Source organism: Streptomyces sp. MST-110588 (assembly GCF_022695595.1).
GTDB lineage: Bacteria > Actinomycetota > Actinomycetes > Streptomycetales > Streptomycetaceae > Streptomyces.
In genome coordinates this window covers 1,003,790-1,015,891 of record NZ_CP074380.1, presented here as the reverse complement: position 1 = coordinate 1,015,891, position 12,102 = coordinate 1,003,790, and the positions used below count along the sequence as shown (strand labels likewise).

10 protein-coding genes and 1 pseudogene are annotated in these 12,102 nt (G+C 71.8%); 8 read left to right on the top strand and 3 right to left on the bottom strand.

The window, feature by feature from the left end; genetic code table 11:
- The first annotated feature begins 31 nt into the window (after positions 1 to 31).
- Together KGS77_RS34550 and KGS77_RS04550 are read left to right on the top strand one after the other, a co-directional pair.
- The gene (locus KGS77_RS34550) at positions 32 to 157 is read left to right on the top strand and encodes a hypothetical protein (protein ID WP_277994183.1); all 126 of its coding nucleotides are present in this window, start codon (positions 32 to 34) and stop codon (positions 155 to 157) included.
- Positions 158 to 171: 14 nt separating this feature from the next.
- A pseudogene (locus tag KGS77_RS04550) lies at positions 172 to 1,379 on the top strand (hypothetical protein).
- Between the two features lie 116 nt (positions 1,380 to 1,495).
- On the opposite strand, the gene KGS77_RS04545 reads toward KGS77_RS04550, so the two are convergent.
- Together KGS77_RS04545 and KGS77_RS04540 are read right to left on the bottom strand one after the other, a co-directional pair.
- Positions 1,496 to 3,154: a hypothetical protein gene (locus tag KGS77_RS04545; protein ID WP_242578793.1), complete on the bottom strand. Its 1,659-nt coding sequence runs from the start codon at positions 3,152 to 3,154 to the stop codon at positions 1,496 to 1,498.
- A 145-nt stretch (positions 3,155 to 3,299) separates the two neighbouring features.
- Positions 3,300 to 5,498, bottom strand: a complete 2,199-nt coding sequence (locus KGS77_RS04540; RefSeq protein ID WP_242578792.1) for an elongation factor G-like protein EF-G2 — start codon at positions 5,496 to 5,498, stop codon at positions 3,300 to 3,302.
- Positions 5,499 to 5,776: 278 nt separating this feature from the next.
- On the opposite strand from KGS77_RS04540, the gene pgsA reads away from it, so the two are divergent.
- From pgsA to KGS77_RS04525, 3 genes are read left to right on the top strand one after another with little or no spacing between them, the layout of a single operon-like run.
- The gene (pgsA, locus tag KGS77_RS04535; protein ID WP_242578791.1) at positions 5,777 to 6,433 is read left to right on the top strand and encodes a phosphatidylinositol phosphate synthase; all 657 of its coding nucleotides are present in this window, start codon (positions 5,777 to 5,779) and stop codon (positions 6,431 to 6,433) included.
- A 5-nt stretch (positions 6,434 to 6,438) separates the two neighbouring features.
- Positions 6,439 to 7,368 (top strand): phosphatidylinositol mannoside acyltransferase, encoded by a 930-nt coding sequence (locus KGS77_RS04530; protein WP_242587292.1) that lies wholly within the window; start codon positions 6,439 to 6,441, stop codon positions 7,366 to 7,368.
- Complete coding sequence (locus KGS77_RS04525; RefSeq protein WP_242578790.1) at positions 7,365 to 8,525, top strand: glycosyltransferase family 4 protein; 1,161 nt, start codon at positions 7,365 to 7,367, stop codon at positions 8,523 to 8,525. Before KGS77_RS04530 ends, KGS77_RS04525 begins: the two co-directional genes overlap by 4 nt.
- Positions 8,526 to 8,626: 101 nt before the next feature.
- Here the strand turns inward: KGS77_RS04525 and KGS77_RS04520 are convergent, their stop codons facing one another.
- A complete protein-coding gene (locus tag KGS77_RS04520; RefSeq protein ID WP_242578789.1) occupies positions 8,627 to 9,445 on the bottom strand; it encodes a VC0807 family protein in 819 nt (272 codons plus the stop codon).
- A gap of 290 nt (positions 9,446 to 9,735) precedes the next feature.
- Between KGS77_RS04520 and KGS77_RS04515 the strand changes: the two genes are divergently transcribed.
- The 3 genes from KGS77_RS04515 to pdxT all read left to right on the top strand — a co-directional run bounded on the left by KGS77_RS04515 (position 9,736) and on the right by pdxT (position 12,059).
- Entirely contained in the window at positions 9,736 to 10,281 is a 546-nt protein-coding gene (locus KGS77_RS04515; RefSeq protein WP_242578788.1) for a hypothetical protein, read from the top strand.
- A gap of 201 nt (positions 10,282 to 10,482) precedes the next feature.
- Complete coding sequence (gene pdxS, locus KGS77_RS04510) at positions 10,483 to 11,397, top strand: pyridoxal 5'-phosphate synthase lyase subunit PdxS (RefSeq protein ID WP_242578787.1); 915 nt, start codon at positions 10,483 to 10,485, stop codon at positions 11,395 to 11,397.
- A 44-nt stretch (positions 11,398 to 11,441) separates the two neighbouring features.
- The gene (pdxT, locus tag KGS77_RS04505; RefSeq protein WP_242587291.1) at positions 11,442 to 12,059 is read left to right on the top strand and encodes a pyridoxal 5'-phosphate synthase glutaminase subunit PdxT; all 618 of its coding nucleotides are present in this window, start codon (positions 11,442 to 11,444) and stop codon (positions 12,057 to 12,059) included.
- Positions 12,060 to 12,102 lie beyond the last annotated feature (43 nt).

Below are 12,102 nucleotides of genomic sequence, written 5' to 3'. Positions count from 1 at the left end.
GACCGGACCCGTATCGAAGACCGTGACGACCGTGCGCATCAAGACAGCCGTGCTCATCAAGACGACCCTGATCATCAAGACAGTCGTGCTCGACGGGACAGCCGCGCTCGTCGAAGCGGCCCCGGCCGACAGGACGACCCTGCCCCTCACACGGTGACGCGTGCCCGCCGGGTGACGGGCGGCACGTACGAGGGCCGCCGGGCCGGCCGCCGGACGGCGCTGTTCGCCACGGCCTGCGCGCTGGTGGCGGCGGCCGGCTGCGGCGGCGGCACCGACCTGGAGGCCGCCGACAAGACCCCCGCCCCAGCCCCACGGCCGAGCGGCCCGCGCCGAAGAAGACCGCCCGGCCCGGCCTGCCCGGCATGCCGCCGCCGCTGGAGGAGAACGACGTGTACGCGGCGGACCGCCCCGACATGCTGGTGCCGCGGGTGCGGAACTTCCCGTCGCGGGTGTACGTGCCCAACACCAACTCCAACACGGTCAGCGTCATCGACCCCAGGACGTACAAGGTCATCGAGACGATCCCGGTCGGGGTGCAGCCGCAGCACGTCGTGCCGTCGTGGGACCTGAAGACGCTGTGGGTGAACAACAACCGGGGCCACGACCTCACGCCGATCGACCCCGCGACCGGCCGGGCCGGCAAGCCCGTCGACGTCCACGACCCGTACAACCTCTACTTCACGCCCAACGGGAAGTACGCCGTGGTGATGGCCTCCATGGACAAGGAGCTGGTCTTCCGGGACCCCCACACCATGGCGGTGCGCAAGACGGTCCCGGTCACCTGCGCGGGGGTCAACCACGCCGACTTCTCCGCGGACGGGCGCTACTTCGTCGTCTCCTGCGAGTTCTCGGCCGAGCTGCTGAAGGTCGACACCGAGAAGATGCAGGTGATCGGCCAGCAGAAGCTGCCCTTCCGGGGTGCGATGCCGCAGGACGTGAAGGTCTCGCCGGACGGGAAGACCTGGTACATCGCGGACATGATGGCCGACGGGGTGTGGGTGCTGGACGGGGACCGGTTCACCACGCCGCGGCTGCTGCCCACCGGCAAGGGCGCGCACGGCCTTTATGTCAGCCGGGACTCCAAGAAGATGTACATCTCCAACCGCGGCGAGGGCTCGGTGTCACTGCTGGACTTCAAGAGCGGCGCTCTCGTGGACAAGTGGCACATTCCCGGCGGTGGCAGCCCGGACATGGGCGGTGTCTCCGCGGACGGCAATGTGCTGTGGCTGTCCGGACGTTACAACTCGGAGGTGTACGCGCTGGACACCCGTACGGGCAAGACGCTGGCGAAGATCCCGGTGGGGGAGGGGCCGCACGGCCTGGCCGTCTACCCGCAGCCGGGCCGCTACTCCCTGGGCCACACCGGGATCTTCCGCTGACCGCCGCACGGGCCGCCGTACCCGGCGAACAGGCACGGCGGCCCGTGCGGCGTGGCACCGTCCACCGGTGGGACGCGGCACGCGTCCCACCGCCCGGCGTGGCACGCATCCGCAGGTCAGGCGCGGTACTCGTCCGCCCGGCGCGGCTCCGCGCTCTGCACCATGCCGCTGAGCACCAGCGAGCGGTTGTCGAAGCGGGTGGTGTTCACGCCGTTGTCCTTGAGCACACTCAGGGCGGCGGCGTGCACCACCCGCAGCACCGGCGTGGCCGCCCGCAGCGCGTCGTCCGCCATGAAGCGGTGCCGCCACGGCTTGTCGGCCCAGGCGTGGCGCAGCCCGAACGGCTCGGGCAGGACGAGCTTGCCGCCCAGGAACTCCAGGAACCCGGGGAACCACGTCAGCGGGGCCCGCGCGGCGAGCCGTACCACCTCGCTCGCGTCCACCAGCGGCAGTTGGTGGGTCTTGGTCTCCCAGAACTTGAAAACCTTGGAGACGCTCTTGGTCTTGGGCGCGGGCTTGGCGGTGAACAGGGAGTTCACCGGCCCCAGGGCGTGGCCGGTCACCTCGATGCGCAGGGTCTCGTGGAGCACGGTGACCGTGATCAGCAGCGTCAGCACCAACTGGCCGTCCCACAGCACGAACTGCACACCGAGGTAGTGCCGGCTGCCGCTGCCGAACTGCTGCTCGTTGCAGATCCGTTCTATCTCGTGGCTGCGGACCTGGAACGCCTCGATGTCCGTGCCCTCCGGCCGGGACACCGACTTGGCGTTCTCGCCGACCGGTACCACGATCCAGTGCCGGACCGAGGGCGGCTCCTTGAAGCCGCCGGTGTGCAGCGGACTGCGCTCCAGCAGCCGCAGCCGGTCGTGCACGGCCCGTATGACGTCCCAGCTCCGGAACGGGTGGATCTCCGCGCCCTCCTCGGCGGGCCGCAGCTCCTCGGCGAGCTGCCAGCTCCCCCAGCGCGTCCCCATCCCCAATATGCCGTTGGGGCCGGCGTAGAAGGCGACGTTGCTCTGCTGCTCGGCGGAGAGCTTGGCGAGGTTGTGACGCAGCGTCTCCGCGGCCGTCTCGCCCGGGTCCTGGGGTACGGCCTCGGGGATCTTGGTCGCCACGCCGCCGCCTTCCAGCAGGCTCTTCCAGGCGTCCCGCAGCTCTCTGGCGGTGGACTCGCAGATCCTCTTGGCCCACCACCAGCCTATGACCGGCGCCACCATCATGGCCCGCAGGTAGATCGACCAGAAGCCGGTGAACGGCAGCTTGACCAGGAAGAGCACCGCGAGTCCGGCGACCACCAGCAGTACCGCGCCGCCCAGCAGGGAGGTCCCGGCGCCCCCCGCCCTGGACAGGGTCTTCTTCAACTGGAAGGCGCCGAGCCACAGCAGCACCCCGGGCAGGAACAGCAGTCCGAACACCAGCATGACGACGGTCAGTTTGATGTCACGCAGCTTGCGGATGCGGTTGGCGGACAGGCAGTGTTCGACGACGGTCTGCGGCTCGATCCCGAAGGACTGGATGAGCGCTCCCCGGCCGCCGCCGAGCATCCGCGCCTGCACGGCCCGCGAGAACGCCTCGCCCAGATTCGGCTCGAAAAGGGACAGCCTGGGCTTTTTGATCTCCGATTTGGTGGTGTCGGAGTCGGCCTTGGATATGTCGGAGAGCTTGCTGTCCCGGTACGCCGCCGAGGCCAGAGCCTGCGTCGCCGCGGTCTGCCCGGCCCCGCCGGACAACGGGACCTGGGCCCCAGGACTGAAGTCGAAGCCGTCTGCTGCCACTTACGCCCCCATCGCCGCACACATCCGCTGCTGCGGTCTCTCCCCAGCCACCGCCCGTCGCACACCTGCTGAGCTGCGCTCTCAGCGTACAGCCGCCGTCCATCCCGCAGGAGGGGGATGGACGGCCGCCGGCACACGGTGCGAACTAGGCCTCGTTCTCCTCCTGTTCACGGATCTTCGTCACCAACTGAGGAGGCATCGGCTCGTGCCGGGCATAGGAACGGTGGAAGCGCCCGGTGCCGTGCGAGAGGGAGCGCAGGTCCACCGCGTACCTGCTGATCTCGATCTCGGGGACCTCGGCCCGTACGAGCGTGCGCCCCGCTCCCGACTGCTCGGTGCCCACCACCCGGCCGCGCCGCCCCGACAGGTCGCTCATCACCGCGCCCACGTACTCGTCCGGAACCAGCACCGTCACCTCCGCGACCGGCTCCAGGAGGTGGATGCGGGCGTCGGTGGCCGCCTCCCGCAGCGCCAGCGCGCCCGCCGTCTGGAAGGCGGCGTCCGAGGAGTCCACCGAGTGCGCCTTGCCGTCCAGCAGCGTGACCCGCACGTCCACCAGGGGATACCCGGCGGCGACACCCTTGGTGGCCTGGGCCCGTACGCCCTTCTCCACCGACGGGATGAACTGCCGGGGCACCGCGCCGCCCACCACCTTGTCGACGAACTCGATACCCGAGCCGCCCGGCAGCGGCTCCACCTCGATCTCACAGATCGCGTACTGCCCGTGGCCGCCGGACTGCTTGACGTGCCGGCCGCGCCCGGCCGACTTGGCACCGAAGGTCTCCCGCAGCGGCACCTTGTACGGCACGGTGTCGACCTGGACTCCGTACCGGGCACGCAGCCGCTCCAGCGCCACATCGGCGTGCGCCTCGCCCAGACACCACAGCACCACCTGATGGGTGTCCTGATTGTGCTCCAGCCGCATCGTCGGGTCCTCGGCCACCAGCCGCGCCAGGCCCTGCGAGAGCTTGTCCTCGTCGGGCTTGCTGTGCGCCTGGATGGCCACCGGCAGCAGCGGGTCCGGCATCGTCCACGGCTCCACCAGCAGCGGGGTGTCCTTGGAGGAGAGGGTGTCCCCGGTCTCGGCGCGTGCCAGCTTCGCCACACACGCCAGGTCACCGGCGATGGCCTTGGACAGCGAGCGCTGGACCTTGCCGAACGGGGAGGACAGGGCCCCGACCCGCTCGTCGACGTCGTGGTCCTCATGGCCCCGGTCCTGGAGGCCGTGGCCCGAGACGTGCACGGTCTCGTCCGGCCGCAGGGTGCCGGAGAAGACACGTACGAGCGAGAGCCGGCCGACGTAGGGGTCGGAGGAGGTCTTGACCACCTCGGCCACCAGCGGACCGTCGGGGTCGCAGGTGATCGGCGGGCGGGGCCTGCCGTCGGGGGAGGTGACCTCGGGCGCGGGGCGCTCGGCCGGGGTCGGGAAGCCCCCGGTGATCAGGTCCAGCAGTTCGACGGTGCCCAGGCCCTGCTTGGCGCCGTCGGCGGCGGGCGCCGCGGCCAGCACGGGGTGGAACCTCCCGCGCGCCACCGCGGTCTCCAGGTCCCCCACGAGCGTCTTGACGTCGATGTTCTCGCCGCCGAGGTAGCGGTCCATGAGGGACTCGTCCTCGCTCTCGGCGATGATCCCCTCGATGAGGCGGTTGCGGTGCTCCTCGATGAGCGGCAGCTCGCCGGGCTCGGGCGCGCGCTCGGTCCGTACGCCCGAGGAGTAGTCGAAGACCCGCTGCGAGAGCAGGCCGATCAGGCCGTGCACCGGGGCGTGGCCGTCCGCGCCGGCCGTCCCGTACAGCGGCAGGTACAGGGGGAGCACGGCATCCGGGTCCTCGCCCGCGAAGCTGCGCCGGCAGGTCTCGGTCATCTCCTCGAAGTCGGACCGGGCCGCCTCCAGGTGCGTGATCACCAGCGCCCGGGGCATGCCCACCGCCGCGCACTCGTCCCACACCATGCGGGTCGCCCCGTCCACGCCGTCCGCCGCGGACACCACGAAAAGGGCCGCGTCCGCGGCGCGCAGACCGGCCCTCAGCTCGCCGACGAAATCGGCGTAACCGGGAGTGTCCAGCAGGTTCACCTTGATTCCGCCCCACTGGACGGGCACCAAGGAGAGCTGTACGGAGCGCTGCTGGCGGTGCTCGATCTCGTCGTAGTCCGAAAGAGCGCCGCCGTCCTCCACCCGCCCCGCCCGGTTCACCGCGCCCGATGCCAGCGCCAGGGCCTCCACCAGGGTCGTCTTCCCGGAACCACTGTGGCCGACCAGCACCACGTTCCGTACGGAGGAGGGCCGGTCGGCCGCCGCTGCCCTGCCGGCGGCTCCTGGATGTGTGCCTGTCTTCTCGCCCATGTGTCTCGCCTCCCGGTCGACACTCTGCGGTGATTCGAGCTTTCCACCGAGGTCATGGCGCGTCCATACATCGCACAAGGGGCGATCAGGGATCATGGGGACCCGGCGGCCCGCCGGGCCCCACGCGCCGTCGGCGGCGGGAGCGGCGGACACCGGCGGGAGAAGGGGCCGCGACGCTGCGCCGCGATGCGTTCGCGGCGGGCCCGCAGCTCGTGGCTACGATGGGCCAGCCGGTGGCCCCTTGACCGCGCGGCCCGTATCGACCCTCCGGGAAGGCCATGCTGAACAAGTACGCGCGTGCATTCTTCACGCGTGTTCTCACGCCGTTCGCCGCCCTGCTCATCCGTCTCGGCGTCAGCCCGGACGCGGTCACCCTCGTCGGTACCGGAGGCGTGGTGGCCGGTGCCCTGGTCTTCTACCCCCGGGGCGAGTTCTTCTGGGGCACCATCGTCATCACCCTGTTCGTCTTCTCGGACCTGGTCGACGGCAACATGGCACGCCAACTGGGCCGCTCCAGCCGCTGGGGCGCCTTCTTGGACTCCACCCTCGACCGGGTGGCCGACTCGGCGATCTTCGGCGGGCTGGCGCTGTGGTACGCCGGGCGCGGGGACAGCCTGTGGCTGTGCGCGGTGTCCATCTTCTGCCTCGCCAGCGGCCAGGTGGTCTCGTACACCAAGGCCAGGGGCGAGAGCATCGGACTGCCGGTGAACGTCAACGGACTGGTGGAGCGGGCCGAGCGGCTGGTCATCTCCCTGGTCGCCTGCGGCCTGTCCGGACTGCACAAGTTCGGCGTGCCGCGCATCGATGTCCTGCTGCCGGTCGCCCTGTGGGTGGTGGCCCTGGGCAGCGCCGTCACCCTCGCCCAGCGGGTGGTGACCGTACGCCGCGAGTCGGCCGAGGCCGACGCCGTCGCACAAGGGGGGAACGGCGCGTGAAGCGCGTGAAGATCGACACGGACAAGCTCTCCGACGGGGCCTACGCCCTGGGCTGGAGCACGGTGAAGAAACTGCCCGAGCCCGTCGCCGTACGGCTCGGCCGCACCATCGCCGACGCGGCCTGGAAACGCCGCGGCAAAGGCATACGACGCCTGGAGTCCAACCTCGCCCGGGTCGTCCCCGACGCCTCGCCGCAGCGGCTCGCCCAGCTCTCCCGGGCCGGGATGCGCTCCTACCTGCGCTACTGGATGGAGTCCTTCCGCCTGCCCGCCTGGAGCAAGGAGCGCATCAAGACCGGCTTCACGCCCCAGGACGTGCACTACCTGGAAGAGGGGCTGAAAAGCGGCCGGGGCGTCATCCTCGCCCTGCCCCACATGGGCAACTACGACCTCGCGGGCGTCTGGGTCACCACCAAGCTCGGCGTCCCCTTCACCACCGTCGCCGAACGCCTCAAACCCGAGAGCCTCTACGACCGCTTCGTCGCCTACCGCAAGGGCCTGGGCATGGAGGTCCTGCCGCACACCGGAGGCTCCGCCTTCGGCACCCTGGCCAGGCGGCTGCGGGCCGGCGGCCTGGTCTGCCTGGTCGCCGACCGCGACCTGTCCAGCTCCGGCATCGAGGTGAAGTTCTTCGGCGAGGCCGCCAAGATGCCGGCCGGGCCCGCCATGCTCGCCGTACGGACCGGCGCCCTGCTGCTGCCGGTCACCCTGTGGTACGACGGAACACCCGTCATGCGGGGGCGGGTGCACCCGGAGATCGAAGTACCCCAGACCGGCACCCCCGCGGAAAAGGCCGCCGTGATGACGCAGGAGATGGCCGACGCCTTCGCCTCCGGCATCGCCGAGCACCCGCAGGACTGGCACATGCTCCAGCGCCTGTGGCTGGCCGACCTGGAGCCGCGTGAGGACGCCGCTTCGCGAACGGAGAAGCCTTGAGGATCGGGATCGTCTGCCCGTACTCCTGGGACGTCCCCGGAGGCGTCCAGTTCCACGTACGGGACCTCGCCGAGCATCTGATCCGGCGCGGCCACGAAGTCTCCGTACTCGCCCCGGCGGATGAGGGGACACCGCTTCCGCCGTACGTGGTCTCCGCCGGACGTGCCGTACCGGTGCCCTACAACGGTTCGGTGGCCCGGCTCAACTTCGGTCTGCTCTCCGCCGCCCGGGTCCGCCGCTGGCTGCACGACGGCGACTTCGACGTGCTGCACATCCACGAACCGGGCACCCCTTCGGTCGGACTGCTCGCCTGCTGGGCGGCGCAGGGCCCCATCGTCGCCACCTTCCACACCTCCAACCCGCGCTCCCGCGTCATGATCGCCGCCTACCCGATCCTCCAGCCCGCCCTGGAGAAGATCAGCGCGCGGATCGCGGTCAGCGAGTACGCCCGGCGCACCCTGGTCGAGCACCTGGGCGGCGACGCGGTCGTCATCCCCAACGGCGTGGACGTCGAGTTCTTCGCGAACGCCGAGCCGAAGCCGCAGTGGCAGGGGGCCACGATCGGTTTCATAGGCCGCATCGACGAACCCCGCAAGGGCCTGCCCGTCCTGATGCGGGCCCTGCCCGCCATCCTGGCGGCGGTCCCCGACGCCCGGCTGCTGGTCGCCGGCCGCGGCGACGAGGAAGAAGCCGTCGCCGGCCTGCCCGCCGAGCTGCGCTCGCGGGTGGAGTTCCTGGGCATGGTCAGCGACGAGGACAAGGCCCGCCTGCTGCGCAGCGTCGATCTCTACGTCGCCCCCAACACCGGCGGCGAGTCCTTCGGCATCATCCTCGTCGAGGCGATGTCGGCCGGCGCGCCGGTCCTGGCCAGCGACCTGGACGCGTTCGCCCAGGTCCTGGACCAGGGCGCGGCGGGCGAACTCTTCGCCAACGAGGACGCGGACGCGCTCGCCGCCGCGGCCGTCCGGCTCCTGGGCGACCCCGGCCGGCTCGCGGAACTCCGCGAGCGGGGCAGCCGGCACGTACGCCGCTTCGACTGGTCCACGGTCGGCGCGGACATCCTGGCCGTGTACGAGACGGTGACCGACGGGGCGCGGTCGGTGGCCACCGACGAGCGGACGGGTCTGCGCGGGCGGTGGGGGCTGGCCCGCGACTGAGGCGGCCGGCGCGGCCCGCCGCCCGGGAGCGGCGCGGCCCCCTGTCCAGGAGCGGCGCGGCCCGTCGCCCGGGAGCGGGCCGGCCGCGGACGCGGCTGCCGTCACGGTGCCGGGCGCGGTCCCTTTCCGGCGCCCTTCCCGGCCGTGACGCGGGGAGCGGGGGATACGGCGACGGCGGCCGAGGACGGCGTCCCGGAGCCGGGCGGGCGAGCCGGAGCGGGGCGGCCGGGTGCGGCAGTGGCGCGCGTCCCGAGCAGGGAGATGCCGTACCGGGCGCGGAAGCGCCGGGCGTAGCGCAGGGTGACCAGCACCGTGGCGCCGAACACCACCAGCGTCTGGATCCGTCCGACGAACGGAACGACGTCGACGGGGAGCGTCAGGGACGTCAGGACACCCACGCCCGCGTCCAGCAACTGACCGGCGCCCCAGATGGCGGTCAGGGTACGCAGTCCGTGCCGCAGGGCCGGGGACTCCCGCCACAGCCGGTCGCGGTCCGCTGCCGTGGCCCCGCCGCGCAGCCGGACGCCGAACTCGTACGCGAACGGGCGCCGTGCGCGCAGCGAGCCCACGATCCACAGACCCAGCGCCGCCGACAGTCCCACGTCCTTGAGCAGCAGCACCCGCGGACTCCCGCTGATCAGCGACGTACCGGCGGACACGAGGAGCATGCCGAGGACGAACAGGTCGAACCCGTCCGCCCGGCGGTGGACGGCCAGCGTCCAGATGATGCGCAGTGCCGGGACCGCGCTGCTGATCAGCAGCGCCGACCACTGCGCGGCGCCGTGGGCCCGCAGGAGGGCGAAAAGGACGAGCGGCGCGAAGAGGTTCACGGCCAGGGTGCGGGCGAGCGGGCCCCAGGGGCCGCGGCCGGCGGCCTGTGCGGGCTGTGCGGCCTGCGCGGCCTGTGCGGGCTGTGCCATGGGGCGGCCTCCTGAATGACGCGCACCGGATATGTCCGCCGAAGACCGAAGACCGGTTCTCACCGGGGCTGTGCTCCCGCCGGGAGCCGGGGTCCTCGCCGGGCCGGGCGGCGTACGGCCACCTGGCCCGTACCAAAAACGTTAGGTACGGGGCCGGCCGGGCGGATCGGAGCCAGGGTGGGTTCCGGCGGCCCGGCCTCCACCCCCGGCCTCCACCCCCGCGTCCACCTCCGCCTCCACCCCGGTATCCGCCCACGCGCCGATCGCGGCGGCCGGTACTGTGACCCGGCGTGACCACTTTGATCTGGATCGCCGCCGCCGTCGTCCTCATCGGCATCTACCTGAGCTGGACCGCGGGGCGGCTGGACCGGCTGCACGCCCGCATCGACGCGGCCCGGGCGGCGCTGGACGCGCAACTGCTGCGCCGGGCGTCGGTGGCGCAGGAGCTGGGGACATCCGGGATCCTGGACCCGGCGGCCTCGATCGTGCTGTACGAGGCGGCGCACGAGGCCCGGCAGGCCGAGGAGGAGCAGCGGGAGGTCGCCGAGAGCGCGCTCAGCCAGGCCCTGCGGGCGGTCTTCGACGACGAGCGGCAGGTCGACGCCGTACGGGAGGCGCCCGGCGGTGAGCAGACGGTCACCGAGCTGACCGCGGCCGTACGCCGGGTCCCGATGGCCCGGCGGTTCCACAACGATGCCGTACGGGCGGCCCGCGCGGTGCGCCGTCACCGGGTGGTGCGGTGGTTCCGGCTGGCCGGGCACGCGCCGTTCCCGATGGCCTTCGAGATGGACGACGAGCCGCCGGCGGTCCTGGACGACCGCGCGGCCGACCGCTGACGTCACCGGGCGGCCGAGAGCGTACGTCCCGATCGGGGGCCGAGAGCGTACGTCCCGACCGGGAGCTGAGAGCGTACGCCCCAGGACGCCCGGTGATCCGCCGACGAGCCACCGTCCTGCAATTGGCTCTTTTCACCTGACGCTCACAAACGGTTGTGTGGGCCGCGAAGCGCAACCGCCCCCACTTAGTGAGGTCACACCGTGTCGAGCACGCCCACCAGCACGCAGCCGAACCCCGAGACCGGAACCGCCCGCGTCAAGCGCGGCATGGCCGAGCAGCTCAAGGGCGGCGTGATCATGGACGTCGTCACGCCGGAGGAGGCGAAGATCGCCGAGGACGCCGGCGCCGTGGCGGTCATGGCCCTGGAGCGCGTCCCCGCGGACATCCGCAAGGACGGCGGCGTGGCCCGTATGTCCGACCCCGACATGATCGACGGCATCATCGACGCCGTCTCCATCCCGGTCATGGCCAAGTCCCGCATCGGTCACTTCGTCGAGGCCCAGGTGCTCCAGTCCCTCGGCGTCGACTACATCGACGAGTCCGAGGTCCTCACCCCGGCCGACGAGGTCAACCACTCGGACAAGTGGGCCTTCACCACCCCGTTCGTGTGTGGCGCCACCAACCTGGGCGAGGCGCTGCGCCGGATCGCCGAGGGCGCGGCCATGATCCGTTCCAAGGGTGAGGCCGGCACCGGCAACGTGGTCGAGGCCGTCCGCCACCTGCGCCAGATCAAGGGTGAGATCGCCAAGCTGCGCGGCTGCGACAACAACGAGCTGTACGCCGCCGCCAAGGAGCTGCGTGCCCCCTTCGAGCTGGTCAAGGAGGTCGCCGAGCTGGGCAAGCTGCCGGTCGTGCTGTTCTCCGCGGGCGGCGTGGCCACCCCGGCGGACGCCGCGCTGATGCGCCAGCTCGGCGCCGAGGGCGTGTTCGTGGGCTCGGGCATCTTCAAGTCCGGCGACCCGGCCAAGCGCGCCGCCGCGATCGTGAAGGCCACCACCTTCTACGACGACCCCAAGGTCATCGCGGACGTCTCCCGCAACCTCGGCGAGGCCATGGTCGGCATCAACTGCGACACCCTCCCCGAGTCGGAGCGGTACGCCAACCGCGGCTGGTGAGCGGGGGCATGAGCACGGCCACGAGCACGGACGGGAGCACGGCCATGGGTACGGACGGGAGCGGGCCCGCCATCGGCGTACTGGCTCTCCAGGGCGATGTGCGCGAGCACCTGACGGCGCTCGCCGCCGCCGGCGCACCGGCCCGGCCGGTGCGCCGCCCGGAGGAACTGGCCGCGGTCGACGGCCTGGTGATCCCGGGCGGTGAGTCCACCACCATGTCCAAGCTGGCCGTCGTCTTCGGCATGCTGGAGCCGCTGCGCGCGTTCGTACGCTCCGGCAGGCCCGTCTACGGCACCTGCGCGGGCATGATCATGCTGGCGGACAAGCTCCTGGACGGCCGCGCGGACCAGGAGACGCTGGGCGGCATCGACATGATCGTGCGGCGCAACGCCTTCGGGCGGCAGAACGAGTCCTTCGAGGCGGCCGTCCGGATGGCGGGGATCGACGGCGCACCGGTCGAGGGCGTCTTCATCCGCGCCCCCTGGGTCGAGTCGACGGGCGCGCAGGTGGAGATCCTGGCGGCGTACGACGGGCACACCGTGGCCGTCCGGCAGGGTAACGTCCTGGCTACGTCCTTCCATCCGGAGCTGACCGGCGACCACCGGGTCCACGCGCTTTTCGTGGACATGGTGCGCGCCGCGCGGCGCCGGGCGGATGCGTAGGCGTACCGCCGGGGTGGTGGCCGGAAAACGGGCCCGCACGTCC